General features: G+C 69.5%; 17 protein-coding genes. 5 read left to right on the top strand and 12 right to left on the bottom strand.

Features of this window, described 5'->3' with window-relative positions; genetic code table 11:
* Nucleotides 1-167: 167 nt before the first annotated feature.
* Nucleotides 168-2,123, top strand: a complete 1,956-nt coding sequence (locus SGFS_RS49245) for an alpha-L-fucosidase (protein WP_286259297.1) — start codon at nt 168-170, stop codon at nt 2,121-2,123.
* A gap of 210 nt (nt 2,124-2,333) precedes the next feature.
* The gene (locus SGFS_RS49240; RefSeq protein WP_286259295.1) at nt 2,334-3,764 is read left to right on the top strand and encodes a glycoside hydrolase family 43 protein; all 1,431 of its coding nucleotides are present in this window, start codon (nt 2,334-2,336) and stop codon (nt 3,762-3,764) included.
* Nucleotides 3,765-3,899: 135 nt separating this feature from the next.
* Here SGFS_RS49240 and SGFS_RS49235 read toward each other — a convergent pair whose 3' ends face one another.
* Complete coding sequence (locus SGFS_RS49235) at nt 3,900-5,711, bottom strand: glycoside hydrolase family 6 protein (RefSeq protein ID WP_286259294.1); 1,812 nt, start codon at nt 5,709-5,711, stop codon at nt 3,900-3,902.
* 61 nt (nt 5,712-5,772) lie between these two features.
* Nucleotides 5,773-5,952 (bottom strand): hypothetical protein, encoded by a 180-nt coding sequence (locus SGFS_RS49230; RefSeq protein WP_286259292.1) that lies wholly within the window; start codon nt 5,950-5,952, stop codon nt 5,773-5,775.
* Nucleotides 5,953-6,500: 548 nt separating this feature from the next.
* Between SGFS_RS49230 and SGFS_RS49225 the strand changes: the two genes are divergently transcribed.
* From SGFS_RS49225 to SGFS_RS49215, 3 genes are all read left to right on the top strand, one after another.
* Nucleotides 6,501-9,419: a glycoside hydrolase family 48 protein gene (locus SGFS_RS49225; RefSeq protein WP_286259291.1), complete on the top strand. Its 2,919-nt coding sequence runs from the start codon at nt 6,501-6,503 to the stop codon at nt 9,417-9,419.
* A gap of 402 nt (nt 9,420-9,821) precedes the next feature.
* Entirely contained in the window at nt 9,822-10,844 is a 1,023-nt protein-coding gene (locus SGFS_RS49220; protein ID WP_286259290.1) for a LacI family DNA-binding transcriptional regulator, read from the top strand.
* Nucleotides 10,845-11,078: 234 nt separating this feature from the next.
* Entirely contained in the window at nt 11,079-12,218 is a 1,140-nt protein-coding gene (locus SGFS_RS49215) for a GH12 family glycosyl hydrolase domain-containing protein (RefSeq protein ID WP_286259289.1), read from the top strand.
* A gap of 188 nt (nt 12,219-12,406) precedes the next feature.
* Here the strand turns inward: SGFS_RS49215 and SGFS_RS49210 are convergent, their stop codons facing one another.
* The 10 genes from SGFS_RS49210 to SGFS_RS49165 all read right to left on the bottom strand — a co-directional run bounded on the left by SGFS_RS49210 (nt 12,407) and on the right by SGFS_RS49165 (nt 22,944).
* Nucleotides 12,407-13,357, bottom strand: a complete 951-nt coding sequence (locus SGFS_RS49210) for an expansin EXLX1 family cellulose-binding protein (RefSeq protein WP_434028248.1) — start codon at nt 13,355-13,357, stop codon at nt 12,407-12,409.
* A 275-nt stretch (nt 13,358-13,632) separates the two neighbouring features.
* Nucleotides 13,633-15,399 (bottom strand): alpha-L-fucosidase, encoded by a 1,767-nt coding sequence (locus tag SGFS_RS49205; protein WP_286259286.1) that lies wholly within the window; start codon nt 15,397-15,399, stop codon nt 13,633-13,635.
* 328 nt (nt 15,400-15,727) lie between these two features.
* Nucleotides 15,728-16,363, bottom strand: a complete 636-nt coding sequence (locus SGFS_RS49200; RefSeq protein ID WP_286259285.1) for a LutC/YkgG family protein — start codon at nt 16,361-16,363, stop codon at nt 15,728-15,730.
* Entirely contained in the window at nt 16,360-17,874 is a 1,515-nt protein-coding gene (locus SGFS_RS49195) for a lactate utilization protein B (RefSeq protein WP_286259284.1), read from the bottom strand. Before SGFS_RS49195 ends, SGFS_RS49200 begins: the two co-directional genes overlap by 4 nt.
* Nucleotides 17,871-18,611, bottom strand: a complete 741-nt coding sequence (locus SGFS_RS49190; RefSeq protein WP_286259282.1) for a (Fe-S)-binding protein — start codon at nt 18,609-18,611, stop codon at nt 17,871-17,873. The genes SGFS_RS49195 and SGFS_RS49190 overlap by 4 nt, the downstream gene beginning before the upstream one ends.
* On the bottom strand, nt 18,602-19,510 hold the full coding sequence (locus tag SGFS_RS49185; protein ID WP_286259280.1) for an amidohydrolase family protein: 909 nt from the start codon (nt 19,508-19,510) through the stop codon (nt 18,602-18,604). The genes SGFS_RS49190 and SGFS_RS49185 overlap by 10 nt, the downstream gene beginning before the upstream one ends.
* Entirely contained in the window at nt 19,507-19,818 is a 312-nt protein-coding gene (locus SGFS_RS49180; protein WP_286259279.1) for an L-rhamnose mutarotase, read from the bottom strand. The genes SGFS_RS49185 and SGFS_RS49180 overlap by 4 nt, the downstream gene beginning before the upstream one ends.
* Nucleotides 19,815-20,855, bottom strand: a complete 1,041-nt coding sequence (locus tag SGFS_RS49175; RefSeq protein ID WP_286259273.1) for an aldo/keto reductase — start codon at nt 20,853-20,855, stop codon at nt 19,815-19,817. The genes SGFS_RS49180 and SGFS_RS49175 overlap by 4 nt, the downstream gene beginning before the upstream one ends.
* The gene (locus tag SGFS_RS49170; protein ID WP_286259272.1) at nt 20,852-21,610 is read right to left on the bottom strand and encodes an SDR family NAD(P)-dependent oxidoreductase; all 759 of its coding nucleotides are present in this window, start codon (nt 21,608-21,610) and stop codon (nt 20,852-20,854) included. The genes SGFS_RS49175 and SGFS_RS49170 overlap by 4 nt, the downstream gene beginning before the upstream one ends.
* Nucleotides 21,607-22,944, bottom strand: coding sequence for an L-fuconate dehydratase (locus tag SGFS_RS49165; RefSeq protein WP_286259271.1), 1,338 nt, complete (start codon nt 22,942-22,944; stop codon nt 21,607-21,609). Before SGFS_RS49165 ends, SGFS_RS49170 begins: the two co-directional genes overlap by 4 nt.
* Nucleotides 22,945-22,952: the final 8 nt, after the last annotated feature.

The following is a 22,952-nucleotide window of genomic DNA, read 5'->3' as shown; positions in this document are numbered from 1 at the left end:
ACCCTCGGGCGAGACCACGTCCCGCACGTCACTTCGTCCCACGCCGATCGCCCCCCAGGGCAACCCGGTCGCCTGCCGCCCGAAAGACCCCGTCAGCCAGGCCCCCGCAGACCGTCCCACCACGTCGTCACCGCAAGCAACGCCATCGATCCACACAGGAGTGGGCCATGTCCTCATCAAGAATGAGTCGCCGTACGTTTCTCGGCGCGGCGGGTGCGGCGGGCGCCGCGACCGCTCTGCCGCTCGTCCCCGGCTTCTCCGGCCTGCTGTCGCCGGCGTCCGCCGCGGACGCGCAGACCAACCTCAGCAAGATGGTCGACATGCGGTTCGGCATGTTCAACCACTTCAGCCTGGGCACGTTCACCAACGAGGAGTGGGCGGAACCCAACCAGAGCCCCACCCGCTTCGCTCCCCCGAGTGTCAACTGCGCGCAGTGGGCCGACGCGGCGGCCGCCGCGAAGATGAGCTACGGCATCCTGACCACCAGGCACCACGACGGCTTCGCCCTGTGGCCGAGCGCCCACGGCACCCAGAACGTCGCGAACAGCTCCTATAAACACGACGTCGTCCAGGCGTACTGCGACGCCTTCCGCGCGAAGGGGCTGAAGGTCGGGTTCTACTACTCGGTCTGGGACCGCACCTTCGGCGTCGAGGCATGGGAGAGCCGGCACAAGGTGTCCGGGCTCCAGATCACCGACGCCATCCAGCCCAGCCACATGACCTTCCTTCTCGGTCAGATCCGCGAGCTGCTCACCAACTACGGCACCATCGACATGTTCATGACTGACGGTTACGCATGGCAGATGGGACAGCAGGCCGTCTCCTACCAGCAGATCCGTTCGCTGGTGAAAGAGCTGCAGCCGGACTGCGTCATGCTCGACATCGGCGGGCTGTCGGAGCCCTTCCTCAGCGACGCGATCTTCTTCGAGGAGCCGCTGGGCGTCACGGCACCTGCGGGCAACACCTACGCCGGTATGCAGGGACAGACCATCAGCAACGGCTGGTTCTGGCACCCCTCCACCCCGACCGAGGGCCTCATGAGCAAGTCCGCGATCCTCGCGCACCTGGCCGACCTGGAACCGAAGTACACCTCGTTCATCCTCAACTGCCCGCCCAACCGCAACGGCCTGCTGGACACCAACATCGTCAACCGGCTCGCCGAGGTCGGCGCGGCGTGGAGCCCGAACGCCTCCAGGCCGCCGCTGCCCACCCAGCCACTGCGCGCAGAGCACCCCGTCACACCGGTCAACGCGTACGCCACCGGCTTCCACACCGGTGAGGGTCCGCTCAACGCCATCGACGGACTCAGCGACGTCCGCTACGAGACCTGCTGGTCGACCTGGGGGCTGCCGGCGCCGCTGCCGCAGTCCATCACCATCGACCTCGGCGGCGTGTGGAGCAACGTCTCCACCCTTGAGTACCTGCCCAAGCAGTGGAGCCGCAACGACTCCACCGACGGCGACATCACCTCCTACACCATCCTCACCAGCACCGACGGCGTCAGCTTCACCCAGGTCGCCACCGGCACCTGGACCGGCGGCAACCGCAAGCCGAAGCTGGCCGAGTGGCCCAACCGGAACGTGGGCTTCGTGCGGATCCAGGCCAACGCCGCCACCGGCGGCTACGCCAACGTCAGCGGCGTCAGGATCGGCGGCCGGTCGCTCAAGCCGGCCCTGGTGTCCACCACACTGCCCGGCGACGGCACCGTCTACCGCCTGGTCAACCGCAACAGCGGCCAGGTCGCCGACGTCATCAACCGGCTCACCGCCGACAACACCAAGATCCAGCAGTGGCCCTGGCTCGGCCAGACCAACCAGAAGTGGACCTTCATCAAGACCGGCGACGGCTACTACAAGATCAAGGGTGTGGGCAGCGGCAAGCTCCTGGAGATCGGTGGCCTGTCCCGCGAGGACGGCGGCCTCGCCGGCATCTGGGGAGACGCCAACGCCCCGCAGCAGCACTGGGCCGTCACCCCCACCGGCGACGGGCACTTCCTGCTGATCAACCGTTTCAGCGGGCTCGCCCTCGCCGTGGACGAGGCCAGCACCGCCAACGCCGCCGCCGTGGAGCAGCAGCCCTACGCCGGCCGCACCGAACAGCAGTGGCTGATCACCCCCTCCTGATCCCACCCCCGTCCCTCTCCTCCTCGGCCTGTGGTGAGGAGTGGCAGTGACGGATCTCTGCGGGGGCGGGGCGCTTAGGCGCCCCGCCCCCGCAGGACACACGCACGCCTGACTCCCCCTCACCGCACGGCCGCACTCCGTGTACTTCGTCGGGCTTCACCCAAGACCTCCCCTCTCATCGAGGCACCCGCAGAAAGACAGGGAACACACATGTCCGCTGTTCTCTCCAGGCTGGCGGCGACACTCGTCGCCGCCTGCCTGCTCTTCACCGCCCAGGTCGTGACCACACCCCAACGGGCCGCCGCCGCCGACCCCGGCTACCTGATGACGCACTTCATCGGGGACGGTTCGAACGGCCAGCAGATGTACTTCTCGTACAGCGCGGACGGTCTGCACTGGAACGACCTCAACGGCGGCGCGATGACCCTGCGCTCCACCGTGGGCACCCGAGGGGTGCGTGACCCCGCCCTGGTCCGCTCACCCGACGGCAGCAAGTACTGGATCCTCGCCACCGACCTGTGCATCGGCTGCGGCCAGTCATGGCCCGACTCCATGTCCAACGGCAGCCGCAACCTCGTCGTGTGGGAGTCCACCGACCTGGTCACCTGGTCCGCCCCCAGGCTGCTCAACGTCGCCGGCGCCATCCCCGACGGACGCAACGCCTGGGCCCCGGAAGCGATCTGGAACCCCGCCACCAACGACTACGTCCTGTACTGGGCCACCAACGCCACCCGCGACGGCGTACTCAAGCACCGCATCTACTACGCCCGCACCACCGACTTCCGCACCATCACCACCCCCCAGCTCTATATCGAGCGCCCCGGCTCCCAGAACATCATCGACACCCAGATCGTCGAAGTCCCCGCCGGAGTCGGCAACTACCGCTACGTGCGGGCCTCCAGCGCCGGCCAGATCTCCCTCGAAGGCAGCAACTCGATCCTCGGCACCTGGACCGACCTCGGCGACCTCTCCGGCATCGGCCTCACCGGCTCCCAGGTCGAAGGCCCGATGTGGATGAAGTACCGCGACCGCAACGAATGGACCCTCTACCTCGACCAGTACGCCTCCGGACGCGGCTACATGCCCGTCACCACCACCAACCCCTCCAGCCCCGGCACCTACCAGCTCCCCGCGTCGGGAAGCTACAGCCTCGGCGGCACCCACAAGCGCCACGGCTCGATCCTGACCCTGACCGCCGCCGAGGACGCCCGCGTTCAGGCCCGCTATGCCAATGTCCCGGGCAAGCGGCTGCAGTCGTACAACTACCAGGACCGCTACGTACGGCACGCCAACTTCGACGTGCGCATCGACCAGAACGTCACCAGCCAGGACGCCCAGTTCCGGCTGCGCCCGGGCCTGGCCGGCACCGGCACCGTCTCCTTCGAGTCGGTCAACTTCCCCGGCTACTACCTGCGGCACGCCGACTACGACTTCCAGCTCGTCCACAACGACGGCACCGCCCAGTTCGCCGCGGACGCCACCTTCCGCCAGGTCGCCGGTCTCGCCGACCCGTCCTGGTCCTCGTTCCAGTCGTACAACCACCCCGACCGCTACATCCGCCACTACGCGTACCAACTGCAGCTCGACCCCATCACCACCGCCACAGGACGCAGCGACGCCACCTTCCGCGTGACGAGCTGACCTGACGGGGACGCTTTGCGGACGGGCCCGGCCGTACTCGGGCGCACTCGACCGCGGTTGCGCGGGATCCGCCGGGATCCGTCCCTCGGCAGGGCCGACGGACGGATCCCGGCGGTCACGCACCGCGTCAGCCGATTACGGCAGCGGCGGGTACGCGTTCCGCGTCAACTGCTGGAACTGGGCGGAGAACCACTGCCCGGCCAGCGGCGAGTTCGGCAGCGAGCCCGTGGGGTTGTTGCCGTTGCGAGGGTTGCCGCCGTACGTCGGGTCGCACATGCGGTCGAAGCCCTTGCCCTCGTCGTTGACGATGGGGGCGCTGTTGCCGTCGGACTCCCCCGGCGGCTTGACCCACACATAGGCGTCGATGCCGGCGGCCGGAGCCGCGGTCGGCCGTTCGCCGATGCCCGCGCCGCTCTGGTTGCACCAGTTGCCGGCGTGGATGCGCCGGTCGATGCGGCTGGCGTCGACGTAGCCGTCCACGGTGGTCTGCGTTCCGGGTCCGCCGGGCCGGGCGGAGCCGCCCCAGCCGTTGCGTGAGGTGTCGATCAGCATGCCGAGTCCGGAGTTGAATCCGGCCGCGACGAGCTTGTCACGCAGCGCCTGGGCGAAGGACTGCTCGTCCACGTACTGGTTCCAGTCCACCCACTTCGACTGACGTACGGTCTGCCCGCCCACCGTGTCGGTGACCTTGAGGTACGGCTCCTTGGTGGGGCTGTAGTTCGCGGTGTTGACGATGAAGCCGGCCACGTCGTTCACGCTCGCGCCGTTCGTCGTCGCCACCTTGTGGAACTGCTGCACCGCGGGACCGAGGTTGCTGTCCCAACCGAGCCAGCCGTGATGGGCGGCGTCGATGTAGTTGTAGACGTTGGGGATGGCGCCCAGCTTGTCCAGAGCGTAGCCGACGCCCTTCTCGTAGTTGCCGTTGCTCTTCATGGTCACGCAGGCGTCGGTGGTGGTGGGGGTGCCGCCGGCGTTGGTGACCAGGTTGGGCAGCGAGTCGGGCTCGATCACGGTGGCGACCCGCAGGCCCGCGTACTTGGACTCGGACAGGATCGACACGATGGGGTCGATGTACTGGGACTTGTACTTGTCGAGGTCGTTGGGCCCCAGCTCGCCGTTGGAGGCGAGGGCGGCGCAGTCGCGGCCGGGCAGGTCGTAGATGACGAGCTGGACGACGAGATCGCCGGAGCCCTTCTGCTTCAAGGCCTCGTCGAGGTGGGCACGCAGGCCCATGCCGCCCTTGACGCCGTTGATGGCGGCGATCCTGTCGAGCCAGACGGCGGTGGGCTGGTCGGCGATGCGGCTGCCGCCCGGTTCGGCGGCGGCCTTGGCCGACCACTCGGGGTTCACGTACACCTTGGCGCCGGTGTAGGGGTTGCCAGCCCGGCCGTTGTCACCACCATCGCCACCGCCGGTGCCGCCACCGGTGCCGCCACCGGTACTGCCGCCAGTCCCGCCGCCGGTGCTGCCACCGGTTCCACCGCCCGTGCTGCCGCCGGTACCACCACCGGTTCCGCCGCCTGTGCCGCCGTCGACGTTGCAGGCGACGCCGTCGAGCGTGAAGGTGGCGGGCACGCTGTTGGTGCCGCTGTAGGAGCCGTTGAAGCCGAAGCTGACCGAGCCGCCGCTCGGGAGGTTGCCGTTGTAGTTCTCGTTGGCGACGGTGACGTCGGCACCGTTCTGGCTGACCTTCCCGTTCCAGAGGTTCGTGACCTTCTGGTTGCCGCCGTACGACCACTTCACCGACCAACTCGTCCTGGCGGCGGCGTTGTTGGTGATGGTCACGGCGGCGGTGAAGCCGGCGTCCCACTGACTCTGCACCTTGTAGTCGACGGTGCAGGGGACGGCCGAGGTCGCAGCGCCGGCCTGACCGACGAGGAGCGCCGTCCCCGTCGTCCCGGCGACCAGCGCCAGGGCGGCGAGCAGCGATGTCCTGGAGTAACTCATGAGTGGGGGTTTTCCTTCTCTTGATGTGGACTTACGGATGGAGGCCGCGCGAGCCTGCGCCCTACGCGGTGGCAGTGCCGTCGTAGGCGGAGATCACGGGCGGAGCGCAGGAGCAGTCCCGCGCGTTCCAGGTCCGGCGGCCGGACAGGAGGAACTCACGGTCGTCGCACCACGTCACGCCCCGGTCGACGAAGGGGCGCGCCCGGGTGTTCTGCCCGAACTCCCCGGCTCGTGTCGGCACGTCACACGGCCGCCTGGCGATGGGTGAAGGCGCCGACCGCCGATGCCCGGTCGGCCGGAGCGCGGCGCATGACCGGCATCGGCTTCCGGCAACTGGTGTGCACGTCCGAGCAGCCGACCGGTGTGCCCGTGTATGACGGGCTCAAAGCCATGGCAGGAGCTGTCTGACTGGCTGGTGACGGCGTATCCCACCGTGCACGCGGCCGTGGCTCCCCGCGCCGGGAACACCGGCGGAACAGCGCTGGAGAGAGCGTCGCTGACTAAAAGTACTGAATGCGGGGGGTGTCGCATGAGCGAGTCCTTACAGCTTGGCGCGCCGCTACGGACGCGTCGAGTGATGGAACCGCTCCCACTGGTGAGGAGGAAGTTAGCGCCAACAGGCGGGGTTTCATAGGGTCCTTGCGAAACTTTCGCTCCCATCAGCCCAGTTCGAACTTTGAACTTCTCGACGTCTTGACCGCACCCGCCTTCGTCTCCACGATGGGAGCGCTCCCACTGGATCAGGCCCTGGCATCTCCATGAGTCGTGTGACGCAAGGAGGAACAGCACATGGATCCCGGACGCAAACGCAGAGCCGCACGAAGGTTCTGGACCGCCGTCGCCGCCGTGTTCGCACTACCCCTGTCGATGCTCGCCACCGGCACGACCACCGCGAACGCGGCGTCCGTGCAGTGCAGCGTCGACTACAAGACCAACGACTGGGGTTCAGGCTTCACCGTCGACCTCACCCTGACCAACCGCGGCACCGCCGCGATCGACGGCTGGACCCTGACCTACGGCTACTCGGGCAACCAGAAGCTCTCGAACGGCTGGAACGGCAGCTGGTCCCAGGCCGGTCAGGCCATCACCGTCAAGAACGCCCCGTACAACGGCACCATCGCCCCGGGCGGCGCCGTCTCCGCGGGAGCCCAGTTCGGCTACAGCGGCACCAACACCGCGCCGACCGACTTCGCCATCAACGGCACCAGTTGCATCGGCGCCCACCAGCCGCCGATCACCGTGCTGACCAGCCCCTCCGCCGGCGCGACCTACTCGCGCGGTGACGCCGTGCCACTCGCGGCGACCGCGGCGGCCGCGGACGCCGCGACGATCAGCAAGGTGGAGTTCTACGACGACACCACGCTGCTGGGCACGGACACGAGCGCGCCCTACACGCTTTCCGCCTCTGATTTGACCGTGGGCAGTCATTCCCTGCTGGCGAAGGCGTACGACAGCATGGGCGCGTCGGCGGAGTCCACGCCGGTCGGCATCACGGTCGCCGCGGGCCCCGCCGTGGTGGCCTCGACCACCCAGCTCGCCGTCCCGCAGGGCAAGACGGCGACGTACGACGTGAAGCTCTCGACCCAGCCGTCGGCCAACGTGACCGTGACGACCGCCCGGGCGGGCGGCAACACGGGGCTGTCCGTGACGGGCGGCGCGTCGCTGACCTTCACCCCGTCGAACTGGAACACCGCGCAGAAGGTGACCATCACGGCGGACTCCTCCGGCACGGGGGCGGCGACCTTCGAGTCGACGGCCGGCGGGCACGGCAAGGCGACGGTGACGGTCACTCAGATCGCGGCGTCCAAGGCGTACGACGCCCGGTTCCTGGAGCTCTACGGCAAGATCACCAACCCGGCGAACGGCTACTTCTCCCCCGAGGGCATCCCCTACCACTCGGTCGAGACGCTGATCGTCGAGGCCCCGGACCACGGGCACGAGACCACGTCGGAGGCGTACAGCTATCTCCTCTGGCTGCAGGCCATGTACGGCAAGATCACCGGGGACTGGACCAAGTTCAACGGCGCCTGGGAGATCATGGAGAAGTACATGATCCCCACCCACGCCGACCAGCCGACCAACTCCTTCTACAGCGCCTCCAAGCCGGCGACCTACGGGCCGGAGGAGGACACTCCGCAGCAGTATCCGACGGCGCTCGACTCGTCCGTCCCCGTGGGTTCGGACCCGCTCGCCGGCGAGCTGAAGTCGGCCTACAACACGGACGACGTCTACGGCATGCACTGGATCCAGGACGTCGACAACACCTACGGCTTCGGCAACACCCCGGGCGGCAAGTGCGAGGCCGGCCCGACGGAGACCGGACCGTCGTACATGAACACCTTCCAGCGCGGCCCGCAGGAATCGGTGTGGGAGACGGTGCCGCAGCCGACCTGCGACGCCTTCAAGTACGGCGGCAAGAACGGCTACCTGGACCTGTTCACCGGGGACAAGTCGTACGCCAAGCAGTGGAAGTACACCACCGCCCCCGACGCCGACGCGCGTGCGGTACAGGCCGCCTACTGGGCGGACCTGTGGGCGAAGCAGCAGGGCAAGGGCTCGGCCGTGTCGGGCACGGTCGCCAAGGCGGCCAAGATGGGCGACTACCTGCGCTACGCGATGTACGACAAGTACTTCAAGAAGATCGGCAACTGTGTGGGGCCCTCGTCCTGCGCGGCCGGTACCGGCAAGGACGCCTCGCACTACCTGATGTCCTGGTACTACGCCTGGGGCGGCTCCACCGACACCAGTGGGGGCTGGGCCTGGCGGATCGGATCCAGCTTCGCCCACAGCGGCTACCAGAACCCGCTGGCCGCGTACGCGCTCAGCGCCCACGCCGACCTGAAGCCCAAGTCGTCGACCGGTGCGGCCGACTGGGCCAAGTCGCTCCAGCGGCAGATGGAGTTCTACCGCTGGCTGCAGTCGGACGAGGGCGCGATCGCCGGCGGCTCGACCAACAGCTGGGCGGGCCGCTACGCGACCCCGCCGGCCGGGAAGTCGACGTTCTACGGCATGTACTACGACCAGCAGCCGGTCTACCACGACCCCCCGTCCAACCAGTGGTTCGGCTTCCAGGCATGGTCCATGGAGCGGGTCGCCGAGTACTACCAGCAGACGGGGAACGCCGCCGCGAAGGCGGTCCTCGACAAGTGGGTCAAGTGGGCGCTGTCCAAGACCACGATCAACCCGGACGGCAGCTACCAGATCCCCTCCACCCTCCAGTGGTCGGGCCAGCCCGACACCTGGAACCCGTCAAGTCCCGGTGCCAACAGCGGACTTCACGTCACCGTCGCCGACTACACCAACGACGTCGGCGTGGCGGCCGCGTACGCCAAGACACTCACGTACTACGGCGCCAAGTCCGGTGACGCGAAGGCGAAGTCCACGGCGAAGGCGCTGCTGGACGGCATGTGGGGCAACTACCAGGACAGCCTCGGTGTCGCTGTTCCCGAGACCCGCAGCGACTACAGCCGGTTCAACGACAGCGTCTACGTGCCGAGCGGCTGGACGGGCAAGATGCCGAACGGCGAGACCATCGACTCGTCCTCGACGTTCTCCTCGATCCGGTCCTTCTACAAGAACGACCCGGCCTGGTCGAAGATCGAGGCCTATCTCAAGGGCGGCGCCGCGCCCGTCTTCACCTACCACCGGTTCTGGGCCCAGGCGGACATAGCCCTGGCCATGGGCTCGTACGCGGAACTCCTCGAGTAGCCCCCGCCGGCGATCCGCGTACACGACCCCGTCACCAGGCGACGGGGTCACCCGGCCGGGCGGCCCCACCCGCACAAGGGGCCGCCCGGTCCTCGCGCGCGATTCCAGCACGACAGCGCCACGGCACGTCGTGCCCGACGCACCTCCTGCCCCCTCTCCGACCTGCCCAGGCCGTCCGTTGAACGGCGCGGCATTCCCCCGCGCAAACGCAAGTCACCGGAGCCCTGGGCGGCGAGGCCGCTTTCGACCACCAGCGATAACACCCATAACCCCCATTACTCGGAACGGGAGCGCTCCCAACCCTTGGGTGCAGGGTGACCGCCTGTACCCGCGCCACTGGTGAAGTCGTGTGCTCGATCCTCTCCGGCCGGTAAGATCGGTGATCTCTTGGGGGAGGTGATCATGGGCAGACGACGCCCGGGGACACCGACGCTGGAGGAGGTGGCCGCCCACGCGCGGGTGGGGCGGGGCACGGTCTCCCGCGTCATCAACAACGCGGCGGGCGTGAAGGAGTCGACGCGCCGGGCCGTACAGCGGGCCATCGAAGAACTGGGTTACGTGCCCAATCTCGCAGCCCGGTCCCTGGCCGGGCGACGGGCCGACGCCGTCGCCCTGGTCATGACGGAGCCGGACTGGCGGCAGTTCGCCGAGCCCTTTTTCTCCGAGATCGTCCGCTCGCTCGGAGACGCGCTGACAGACACCGGGATCCAACTGCTGCTGACCCTGGTCCGCTCGGACGCCGAGCGCCAGCGCTTCCTCGAGTACGCGCGCGGCGGCCGGGTCGACGGAGTCCTGCTGATGTCCGTGCACGCCGGTGATCCGCTGCCGGACATGCTCGCCGAAGCCCGGCTGCCGACCGTGCTGCTGGGACGCCGCTCGGGAGAGGAGTACGTCAGCTACGTCGACGCGGACAACATCGGCGGAGCCCGCAGCGCCGTGTCCCACCTCCTGAGACAGGGCCGCAGAGTGATCGCGACCATCACCGGGCCGCTCGACCTGTATGCCGCCCAATGCCGGTTGCGTGGCTATGAAGAGGCCCTGGCGATGGCGGGCCTGGAGAGCGAGCAGACCCGTGTCGCCGAGAGCGACTTCACGGCGGAGAGCGGACGCCGTGCCATGGCCGAGCTCATCGAAAGACATCCGGACATCGACGGCGTCCTCGCCGCGTCGGACACCACGGCCGCGGGGGCTCTGGAGGCCCTGCGCGCGGCCGGCCGTCGGGTGCCGGAGGATGTCGCCGTGATCGGTTTCGACGACTTTTCGCTGGCCCAGCGGACCGAACCACGACTGACCACGGTGCGGCAGCCGATCGAGGAGATCGGGCGGGCCATGATCCGACTGCTCCTGGAGGAGATGGAGGAGGGCGCCGTGGCCTGGCGTCACGTCATCCTCCGTACCGAGCTGGTGCTACGCGAGTCGACCTGACCTGCGCCCCGGCCGACCCATCCGGTGAGAACTCCCGGAGCCGGCGAGCTGTGTCTCGGTGCCCTCGCCCCACCCGCGTCTCCGAAAACTTTTCGGCAGGTTCATGCCGACAGTCTTGTCAGGGACCTGAACCATCCATACAGTCCCTGCCGAAACCAGGATTGGGAGCGCTCCCATTCACAAGGTTGTTTGGGAGTGCTCCCGTTACCCCCCATCCCTCGGAAGAGGATCCGCATGCGTCCTTCACCGCACCATGCCCACAGCGCGCGTGGCCTGCTCGGCGCGCTGCTCACCTCGCTCGTCTCACTCGCCGCGCTTCTGACCACAGCGTCAGTGGCGCAGGCCGACACCACGATCTGCCAGCCCTTCGGTTCAACGACCATCCAGGGCCGCTATGTGGTCCAGAACAACCGGTGGGGCACCAGCGCCACCCAGTGCATCGCCGTCACCGACTCGGGGTTCCGGATCACCCAGGCTGACGGATCCGTCCCCACGAACGGCGCTCCGAAGTCCTACCCGTCCGTCTACAACGGCTGCCACTACACCAACTGCTCGCCCGGCACCAGGCTTCCCGCTCAGCTCAGCACCATCTCGTCCGCGCCCACGAGCATCTCCTACAACTATGTGAACGACGCGGCGTACAACGCCTCGTACGACATCTGGCTCGACCCGACGCCCCGCACCGACGGGGTGAACCGGACCGAGATCATGATCTGGTTCAACAAGGTGGGATCCATCCAGCCCATCGGCTCCCCGGTCGGCAGCGCCGGCGTGGGCGGGCGCGAATGGCAGGTGTGGTCCGGCAGCAACGGCACGAACGACGTGCTGTCGTTCGTCGCACCGTCGGCGATCAGCAGCTGGAACTTCGACGTCATGGACTTCGCCCGGCAGGCCGTCTCCCGGGGACTCGCCCAGAACAACTGGTACCTGACGAGTGTTCAGGCGGGGTTCGAGCCCTGGCAGAACGGTGCGGGCCTCGGCGTGAACTCGTTCTCCTCCACCGTCAACACGGGCTCCTCCGGTGACCCCGGGGGCCCAGGCAACCCCGGCGGCTCCACGGCCTGCAGGGTGGCGTACGGGGCGAACTCCTGGCAGGGCGGCTTCACCGCCGACGTCACCATCACCAACACCGGCTCCTCCCGTGTCAGCGGCTGGAAGCTCGCGTTCACCCTCCCGTCCGGGCAGCAGATCACCAATGCCTGGAACGCGAACCTGTCCGGGTCGTCAGGAGCTGTCACAGCGAGCAACGTGGGCCACAACGCGGAGATCGCGGCCGGCGGCCAAGCGACCTTCGGGTTCCAGGGCACCTCCAGCGGCACCTTCGCCAAGCCCTCCGGCTTCAGCCTGAACGGCACTGCCTGCACCACCGGGTGACACTCGCTCCCCCTCCGGGGCCCGCCCGGTCCCCACACCGACCGGCGGGCCCCGGAGGCCGCACAGCACCCCCGGCTCCACAGTGTTTCGCCCCCTCCGCCAAAGCCGACGTCGTGCTCGGACGGCCTGCGCGCCCGCGCCGGCCCCGGTCGACGGCTGGTTCGGAGGGGGCTCACTCGGCGGCGGGGTCAGTGCCGGGCGAACTGGACCCCCGTCGGCTGCACGACTTCCGGCCGCAGAGCGATCCCGTTGATGGTCAGCCGTTCTCCGTAGATGTCGGTGATCCTGATCGCTTTGCCGCACCCACTGCCGTCGGGGGAGAGGAAGTAGTTGTAGTCGGTGCGGGCCAGTTGGCGCCAGCCGCCGCTGGTGCGGACCTCCAGCCGAGCGAGCGGGTTGCGGTGGCCGATTGCCTGGATGCCGCACCAGTAGGGGCTGGATCCGTTCTTGTAGCGGATCGAGAGCGTGCCCGGCGAGCTGGGGCTCAACAGGCTCCAGGTGATCGCGATCCGGCCGGTCGAGATCGGGGCCAGTTTGGCGAAGGCCTGTTCGCTGAGGTCGAGTTGTCCGGGCGCACAGGGCAGGGGGCATTCGTTGGTGATACGGACCGTGACGGAGGCGCCGTTCGCCGCGCGGACGCGCACATAGGCCCCGCAGGCCTTGGACGTCTCGTAGTCGGTGGTGTTCATCGCCGCGATCATCATGTCGCTGCTCGGACCGTACGAGCAGGCGCCGTCCCCGACCCCGGCCTTGTAGACCGTGGCGACTCCCTGATACGTGCTCTTGGGGCGGATCCGTCCGGCCGAGGGTGACGTGGCAGGTGCCTTCCGCGGGGCGGCCGTTGACGGCGACGGGGACGGGGAGGCCTTCGGCTTCTTGGCTTTGGCCGACGGGGACGCGGAGACCTCGGACGGGGAGGGTGAGGGGGACTTCTTCTTCCCGGGCGATGCCGGCGGGTGAGTCTCCTGGGAGTCGACGACGGCCGTGGCCGCGGCCCGCCCGGCATCGTCCTCGCGGTCCGGCTGCATCGTCATGACCAGGCAGACGAGAAGACCTGTGACGACCAGCCCCGTGGTGCTGCCCACCAGCAGCCGGCGTCTGTGCCTGCGCTGCCGCGCGGCCTGCCGTGTTTCTTGCATGTCCATCCGTTCGAAGAGCGTGTCGGTGTTGCACTGCTCAGTGGCCACAGGTGGCGAAAAGGTTGCCGTCGATTTTTCGGCGGGTCGGGTCCCGGGACATCGGCAGCCGGACGTTCGACGCCGGTGATGGGATCCCTCAGCCGACGGGACCCCGGCCGGACACTCATGTGCTCCCACCCAAGGACCTCGGGTGGGAGCACGGCCTGCTTCGGGCGCAGGTCACCATTTCTGCTGAGCCGGGGCGGCGGGCCCAGGGTGCGCCGCCCCGGGGCCGCTCAGCCGACCTTGGTCATGTTCCACTGCTGCGGGGCGCCGCCGTTGGGGGTCCACTGGATGACCTGGGTGTTGTCCGCGCCGTTGTTCGCGTTGTCCAGCGCCTTTCCGCTGTGCCGGTTGATGAGCCGGAACGCGCCGTTGCCCAGCGCGGTGACGGCCCACTGCTGCTGACGGCTGCCGTTGTCGGTCTTCTGCACCATCACTCCGCTGTCGGAGGTGCTGTTGTTGTCGTCGAGGGCCTTGCCGCTGCGGACGCAGACCAGCTTGCAGTAGCCGTGGCCCAGGTCGGTGACCGTCCACTGCTGCGGCGTGCCACCGTTGACGGTCCACTGGATGATCGGGGTGCCGTCGCCGCCGACGTTGGCGTTGTCGAGAGCCTTGCCGCTCTGGGCGCAGACCAGCCGGTAGACACCGCCTGCCAGGACGGCGGGCATTCCGTTGACCTCCACACAGACCACGGAGTCGTTCGCGTTGGGCGCTGTGCCCGGCACGCTGACGTTGATCTGCCCGCCGCTGACCGAGTAGCTGAGGTTGGTGCCGGGGTTGTTCATCAGGTACACGCGGTTGATCGTGTTGTACACCGCCGGGATCTGCAGGGTGCCGCCCGTGGGCCAGTTGAAGACGTGGGCGAAGAGCTTGCCGTTCTTCTTGGTGATCTTGCCCCAGGACGGCTCGGTGGCGAAGGGGCTGCCGCTGGTGCCGTGGATGCTGTCGCTGTGGGTGGCCATCCACGAGGCCAGGCCGTTCAGAATGGTCACGGATCCGGCGGTCACGCTGCCATCGCCCTTGGGGCCGATGTTGAGCAGGTAGTTGCCGTCCCGGGAGACGACGGTGACCATCTCCCGGATGATGTCCTTGACGGGACGGTAGAGGCCCTCCGCCCAGTCGGTGTAGCCCCAGTTGCCGTTCATGGTGGCGCAGGTCTCCCACGGCCGGTCCATCGGCTCGGCAGGAACCGTCTGCTCCGGGGTGATGAAGTCACCGAGACCCTGGTCCCGCTTGACACGTTCGTTGACGACGAGGCCGGGCTTGCGCGCCATCAGCCAGGCGTACAGGTCCTCGCCGTCGGCCTTGGTCCACCAGTCGCACCAGTCGCCGTCGAACCACAGGACGGCCGGGTCGTAGCGGTTCAGCAGTTCCTGCAGCTGGCCCTTCATGTCGTTGATGTAGCCGGTACGGGCCGCCGGGTCGATGGTGGAGTCCCAGTTCCCGGGACGACAGGTCTGCGAGGGGTGGTTCCAGTCCATGATCGAGTAGTAGAGCCCGAACTTGACGCCCCGGTTCGTGCACTCGGTCTTCAGCTGGGCCAGCAGGTCGGGCTGGAAGTTGTTGTAGTCGTGCAGGTTGTACTGCTTGGTGCCGGTGGTGTCCTTGAAGCCCGCGACGTCGGAGTCCCACATCGCGTAGCCCTCGTGGTGCTTGGCCGTGATCACGAGGTACTTCATGCCGGCGTTCTTGGCCAGCTCGGCGATCTGGGCGGCGTTGAAGGTCGTCGGGTTGAACTGCTTGGTCACATTGTTCTGCCAGTCGGCCTTGGACCAGTTGTTCTGGCTGAACTCCCACTCGCCCTTGCCGTAGTAGGAGTAGGACCCGAAGTGGATGAACATCCCGAACCGGGCCTGGTACCACCAGTCCAGCTTCGCGTCGACGGTGTAGGCCTCGGCCGTGGCGGGCCACAGGGCCTGCGGCAGACCGAACGCCACGGTACCGCCGGCGAGGGCCGCGGCCTTGATGAGGGAGCGCCTGCTGAGGGGTGCGGAGGACATCGTGCGGCTCCTGGAGGGTGAAGGGACACAGGGTGTCGGTGACTGCTCGTCCGCGGCACCGCACAGACGGCGGAGGACGGCGGCTCGTGTCCGGCCGGGACTCAAGCAACTCCCAGGGACATCGGATGTATTAACAGACACCGCCATGCCCCTTGTCCAGAGCAGAAGAGAGAAAATAGAAAAGTCCTGTTCATCACTCCGCCATCAAGCCCGAACACTGAAGACATCGGAGGTATCGAGGTCTGGTCGGCGGCCCGAAAACGGGCACGGCTTCGTGGCGCGGCCACCCTGCCGCGCCACGAAGCCAGTACGGTCCCGGTGCCGTCGGTTACGCCTCCCCCACCACGACGATGTCGAGCGTCCTGGGCCCGTGCACGCCCTCGACACGGTCCAGTTCGATGTCGCTGGTGGCCGAGGGGCCGGAGATCAGCGTCAGCGGGCGGTACGGATCGAGCAGGCGCAGTGCCTCGGGGACGTCGGGAGCGATCTGGTCCGCCCGGACCACGCAGATGTGCTGGTCCGGCAGCAGGGTCAGCACCCGCCGCCCCTGGCCCGGACCGTGGTCCAGGGCCACGGTGCCGGTGACGGCGATGGCGGTGGCGACGGTGGTGACCACGGCGTCCGCCGCGTCGAGCTGTCCGACGGTCAGCGGCGGGACATCCGTCAGCAGGGACCAGGGGCCCTCCGGGACCAGGTCCGCGGGAAGCCCGGGCGGCACCACCAGGGACCGTGCTCCGGTGCGGGCCAGCGCGCGACCGACGGCCGCCGCGGCATCGGCCGCCGGAACACGGACCACCGTGGCGCGGTACTCGGCGGCCCGCTCGGCGAACAGCCCGACGACGTCCGGTCCCGCGTGGTCGGCGCGGCGGCCGTGCGAATGGGGTGGGTCGTCGGGGCGCTCGGAACCGGGAACGCCGGACAGCGCTCCCCGAATCGCGCTCAGGACGATCTCGCGGCCGTTCATCGTCGCTCCTCCCCCTGCGCCGTCGTACTGCTGTCTTCGCTCCTGGGTGGTCGCGTGCGGCGCCACCAGGCGCGCAGGGACTCGCGGGTCGGCACCGGGGTGTCACGGGTGCCGGACCAGCGGGCGAACGGACCGGGCAGGGCACCGATCCGGCCGTCACGGGCCACCAGCCGGGCTCCCACGGCGGCCAGCCGCTGTACGGCGGCCAGGCGCCGCGGTGAGCCCAGGACGGCACCCGCGGCCTTCATGGCGAGCCCCTCGGATGTGGGGAGCAGCCGGTCCCGGCGTTTTGCCTCCACGGCCTCGGCGCGCAGATGGACCAGCACCTCGGGAATGTTGATCTTCACCGGGCAGGCGTCGTAGCAGGCGCCGCACAGGGTTGAGGCGAAGGGCAGCGAGGCCGCGTTCTCGACGCCGACGAGCTGCGGGGTCAGGACGGCGCCGATCGGCCCGGGGTAGACCGAACCGTAGGCATGGCCACCCGTGCGCTCGTACACCGGGCAGACATTGAGGCACGCCGAGCAGCGGATGCAGGCGAGGGCCTGGCGGCCCACCTCGTCGGCGAGAGTGGCGGTGCGGCCGTTGTCGAGCAGCACCAGGTGGAAGTTCCGGGGACCGTCGCCCTCGGTGACGCCAGTCCACAGCGAGGTGTACGGGTTCATCCGCTCGCCGGTCGACGAGCGGGGCAGGAGCTGGAGGAACACGTCCAGGTCGGCGAAAGACGGCAGGACCTTCTCGATGCCCATGACGGTGATCAGGGTCTCCGGCAGGGTCAGGCACATCCGCCCGTTGCCCTCCGACTCCACGACCGCCACCGTTCCGGTGTCGGCGGCCGCGAAGTTGGCGCCGGAGACGGCGACCTTGGCCCGCAGGAACTTCTCCCGCAGGTGGAGCCGGGCCGCCTCGGCGAGATCGCGGGGGTCGTCGGTGAGGTCCTCGGGGGCGGGCCTGCCCCACTCCCCCATCTCCCGGCGGAAGATCTCCCGGATCTCGGAGCGGCCCCGGTGGATGGCCGGCACCAGGATGTGCGAGGGGCGGTCGCCGCCCAGCTGCACGATGAGTTCGGCGAGATCGGTCTCGTAGGCACGGATGCCCGCGTCCGCGAGCGCCTCGTTGAGGCCGATCTCCTGGGTCGCCATCGACTTGACCTTGACGACCTCGTGGTTCTCGATGTCACCGCCGCCTGTCGCCTTCACCAGGGCGGTCACGATGCGGTTGGCGTCGACGGCGTCCGACGCCCAGTGGACCACTCCCCCCGCTGCGGTCACCGCCTTCTCCAGGCGCAGGAGGTGGTGGTCGAGGTGACGCAGGGTGCGACGCTTGATCGTCGCGGCTGTCTCCCGCAGTTCCTCCCAGTCCTCCAGTTCGGCGGCGACCGCCAGCCGCCTGTCCCGGATGGTGCCGGTGGCCCGGCGCAGGTTCGCCCGCAGCCGGGTGTCGGCGAGCGCGGCGCGCGCCGCCTCGGGGAAGGCCGGGGTGCCCAGCCATACGACGTTGTCGGCGCCGCTCACCGTACGTCCCCTTCCGTGGAGGCCAGGATCTCGGCCAGGTGCATCGTGCCGACGCCGGTTCGGAGCCGGGACAGGCCGCCGCCGATGTGGGTGAGGCAGGAGTTGTCGCCCGCGCTGAGGATCTCGGCGCCGGTGTCCTGCACATGGCGCATCTTGTCGGCCAGCATCGCGTTGGAGACGTCCGCGTTCTTCAGGGCGAAGGTGCCGCCGAAGCCGCAGCAGGACTCCGCGTCGGGCAGTTCGACGAGGTCGATGCCTTTCACCGCGCGCAGCAGCCTGAGCGGCCGGTCACCGACACGCAGCATGCGCAGCGAGTGGCACGTCGGGTGGTAGGTGACCCGGTGCGGGAAGTGGGCGCCGACGTCGGTGACGCCGAGTACGTCGACGAGGAGCTCCGACAGCTCGTACACCGTCGGCACCACCTGCTGGACCGCCTCGGCGAGGGCGGCGTCGCCGTACTGGGCGGCCACCACGCGGTGGTGGTCGCGCACCATGCCCGCGCAGGACCCGGAGGGCGCGACGACGGCGTCGTAGCCCGCGAAGACCTCGGCGAAACGGCGGACCATCGGCAGGGTCTCGGGGCGGTAACCGGTGTTGAAGTGCATCTGGCCGCAGCAGGTCTGGCCCTGGGGGAACTCCACGGTGTGGCCGAGGCGTTCCAGCAGTTCGGTCACGGCGCGGCCGGTGCGGGGGAACATCGTGTCGTTGAAGCAGGTGATGAAGAGGGCTATGCGCATGGAGTTTCCTGAGGCGGGGCCGGCCGTGGGGTGACGGGCAGGTCGTAGGTCCGCACGGCCGTGCCGGTGAAGACGTCGTGACGCTCGGCCGGCCCGAGCCCGGCCGTGAGCTCGCGTGCGACGGCGATCACCTCGGTGTACGTGGCGGCCAGCCGACAGACCGGCCAGTCCGAGCCGAACATCAGCCGCCCGGGTCCGAAGGCGTCGAGGACGGTGTCGGCGTACGGAGTGAGGGCCGCGACGGTCCAGGAGCCCCAGTCGGCTTCGGTGACCATGCCGGAGAGTTTGCAGACGGTGTTGGGGAGGGCCGCCAGGCGCCTGACCTGCTGCGCCCAGGGGTCGAGGTCGCCGGACGCGATGGGCGGCTTGCCGAGGTGGTCGAGGACGAAGGTGAGGCCTGGCAGGCGCTCCGCGGCTTCGACGGCCGCCGCGAGTTGGTGGGGCTTCACCACGAGGTCGTGGACGAGTCCCGCGTCGGCGACCGCGGACAGGCCGCGCAGTACGTCGGGGCGTACGAGCCAGCGCGGGTCCGGCTCGCCCTGCACCTGGTGACGGATGCCCACCAGGTGCTCCCCTCCGAGGCCCGCCCGCAGCCTCGCGAGGGTGTCGGCGACGTCGGGGGCGGTCAGGTCGGTCCAGCCGACGACCCCGGCGACCAGGTCGCTGTCGGCGGCCAGGGCCAGGAACTCCGGGGTCTCCTCCGGCACGGTGATCGTCTGCACCAGCACGGTGGCGGTGACACCGGCCGCGCGGGCCTCCGGTGCCAGGTCGGCGAGGGTGAAGTCGCGTCGCAGCGGGGCGAGCTCGTCTCCGCTGATCCAGTCCTGGTCGCGGACGGACAGGTCCCATACGTGGTGGTGGGCGTCCACGATGCCGGGCCCGGTCTCCGCTCCGGTCACAGTTCCCACACCACCGGCAGCGAGGCGTCCGCGCCCTGCGCGGAATAGTCGTGGACGACGTCGAGCAGGTCGGCCATCCGGGCCTGCCAGGCGATGTTGACGGGCAGCTTGTCGAGTTCGGCGATCATCGCCTGGTAGTCCTCGACCTCCAGCACGTGGAACAGGTCCGTGCCGCTGCGCCAGATCGTCCATTTGGTCACCCCCGCGGCGCGGATGGCGGCGGTGAGTTCCTCGGGCACCTCCCGGTGCGCGGCCTCGTACTCCTCGATGCGGTCGGCACGGACCTTGGTGTGCAGGGCGACCCTCATGACTGCTCCTTCGACGGCGTGGCTTCCCCGATCGGCGCGGCCGGCCCGGTCGGTGCGGGGACGGGGGTGTCCGGGTCCAGCAGGCCCTCGGCGCGCAGCTCGTCCCACAGGGCGTCCGGAATCGGGCGCCGCAGCTGCTCCACCGTGTCGCGCACCTCCTGGGGGGAGCGCGCCCCGGTCAGGACGCTCGCGACCGCGGAATGGCCGAACGGGAAGCGCAGCGCGGCGGCACGCAGCGGCACGCCATGGCGTTCGCAGACCGCGAGGAGCCGCAGCGCCCGGTCGAGGACCGGCTGCGGAGCGGGTGCGTAGTCGTACGTGGCGCCGGGCCGGGGGGCCGTCAGCAGCCCGGAGTTGAACACCCCACCGATGACGACACTCCGGCCACGAGCGGCTGCCTCCGGGAGCAGGTCGGCGAGCGAGTCCTGTTCCAGGAGGGTGTAGCGGCCGGCCAGCAGCACCACGTCGATGTCTGTCTCACGCAGGAACCGGGCGGGCAGGGCGGACTGGTTCATCCCGACGCCGATCGCTCCGATCACTCCTTCGGCGCGCAGCCGCTCCAGCGCCGGGTACGCCTCGCGCAGCGCCTGGTCGGCGTGGTCGTCGGGGTCGTGCAGCAGGGCCACGTCGACGCGGTCGAGGCCGAGGCGTTCCAGGCTGGCCTCCAGGGAGCGCAGCACTCCGTCGGCGCTGAAGTCCCAGACCCGGCGGTGGGTGGCCGGCACGGCGAAGCCCTGGGCGAGGTCGTCGCCGGCGCCGCCCTCCGGGTCCGGCACGAGAAGCCGGCCCACCTTGGTGGAGAGGGTGTAGGTGTCACGGGGGCGGTCGCGCAGCGCGGCGCCGAGCCGCCGTTCCGACAGGCCGAGACCGTAATGGGGCGCGGTGTCGAAGGTGCGGACACCGGCGTCCCAGGCCGCCTCCACCGTGGCGTGGGCGGCCTCGTCCGTGACCGGATGGAAGAGGTTGCCGAGGGCGGCACAGCCCAGCGCCAGTTCCGAGACCGGTACGGAGCTGCCGCCCAGCGTGGTGGTCCTCACGACCGGTCCACCGGCCGCAGCCGCAATCCCTGCATACCGCCGTCCACCGCGAGCGCGGTGCCGGTGACGGACGCCGCGGCCGGACTCGCCAGGTAGACGATGGCGGCCGCGACCTCGTCGGCGGTGACCAGGCGGCCCATGGGCTGGCGGGCGTTGAGGGCGGCGCGCTCGGCCTCGGGGTCGTCGGCGGCGTCGAGGAGCCGGCCGACCCAGGGGGTGTCGGCGGTGCCGGGGTTGACGCAGTTGACGCGAACGCCCTCGCGGACGTGGTCGGCGGCCATGGCGAGAGTCAGGGAGAGGACCGCGCCCTTGCTCGCGCAGTACAGGGCGCGCTGCGGCAGTCCCGCGGTGGCTCCTATCGAGCACGTGTTGACGACCGCCGCGTGCGCGGAGCGGCGCAGGTGGGGCAGGGCGGCGCGCGTGGTGCGCACGATGCCGAGGACGTTGACGTCCAGGACCCGGTGCCACTGCTCGTCCGGGTTGTCCTCGACGGTGCCCACGGCGCCGATGCCCGCGTTGTTCACGAGGATGTCCAGGCCGCCGAGCCGTTCGGCGGCCTGTTCGACGGCGGCGCGCACGGAGGCGTCGTCGGTGACGTCGGCCCGGAGGCCGAGCAGCGGTTCGCTGACGGCGTCCGGATCGAGGTCGAGCACGGCGACCGCCGCGCCCTGCGCCGCCAGTGCGCGTGCCGTGGCGAGCCCGATACCGGACGCTCCCCCGGTGACGACGGCCCTGAGGCCTGACAGACCGGTCATGCCACCTCCTCCTGAGCGGCGCGGTCGGCTACCCAGAACTCGCCGTCCGGGTAGCGGTATTCGGCGATGGACTCCTCCCGCATGGTGGCGGAGAAACCGGGCGCGAGCGGCGCGGTGTAGTGACCGTCGCGCATCACCACCGGGTCGGTGAAGTGATCGTGGAGATGGTCGACGAACTCGATGACGCGGTCCTCGGTGGTGCCGGAGAGGGCCAGGTAGTCGAACATCGACAGGTGCTGGACCAGTTCGCACAGGCCGACGCCGCCGGCGTGCGGGCACACCGGCACCCCGAACTTCGCGGCGAGCAGGAGGATCGCGAGGTTCTCGTTGACTCCGCCGACGCGGGCCGCGTCGATCTGGAGGACGTCGATGGCGCCGGCCTGGAGGAGCTGCTTGAAGACGATGCGGTTCTGGACGTGCTCACCGGTGGCGACCTTCACGGGGGCGACGCCCCGGCGGACGGCGGCGTGGCCGAGGATGTCGTCGGGGCTGGTGGGCTCCTCGATCCAGTACGGGGCGAACTCGGCGAGCGCATTGGTCCACTCGACCGCCTCGTCCACGTTCCATCGCTGGTTGGCGTCGATGGCGATGCGGATCCCGTCGCCGACGGCGGCGCGGGCGGCGCGCATACGGCGGACGTCGTCGGCGAGGTCGGCGCCGACCTTCAGCTTGATCTGGGTGAAGCCGTCGGCGACCGCCTGCTTGGCCAGCCGGGTCAGCTTCTCGTCGGAGTAGCCGAGCCAGCCCGGTGACGTGGTGTAGCCGGGGTAGCCGCGCTCCAGCAGGACGGCCTCACGCTCCGCGAGACCCGGCCGGCCCTTGCGGAGGAGGGTGAGGGCGTCCTCGGGGGTGAGGGCGTCGGCGATGTAGCGGAAGTCGACCTGGGAGACCAGCCACTCGGGGTCGGCGTGGGCGAGCAGCCGCCACAGGGGCTGCCCGGCGCGCTTGGCGGCGAGATCCCACACCGCGTTGACCACGGCGCCGATGGCCATGTGCATCACGCCTTTCTCGGGGCCGAGCCAGCGCAGCTGGCTGTCCCCGATCAGGTCGCGGCTCAGCGAGCCCGGGTCGGCGCACAGGTCCGCGACCGAACGGCCCACGACATGGGGCCGCAGGGCGTCGATCGCGGCGACCTGGACATCGTTGCCGCGTCCGATGGTGAAGGTGAAGCCGTGGCCTTCGAGGCCGTCTCCGGCGTCGGTGCGCAGCACCACGTAGGCGGCGGAGTAGTCGGGGTCCGGGTTCATCGCGTCCGACCCGTCCAGCTCCCGCGAGGTGGGGAACCGGACGTCGTAGGTGTCGACCGCGGTGATCCGGGCGGAGGTTGTAGTCAAGGGGGTGC

Source organism: Streptomyces graminofaciens (assembly GCF_030294945.1).
Classification (GTDB): domain Bacteria; phylum Actinomycetota; class Actinomycetes; order Streptomycetales; family Streptomycetaceae; genus Streptomyces; species Streptomyces graminofaciens.
The sequence above is the reverse complement of the archived record's forward strand: the minus strand, read 5'-3'. Positions and strand labels throughout refer to the sequence as shown.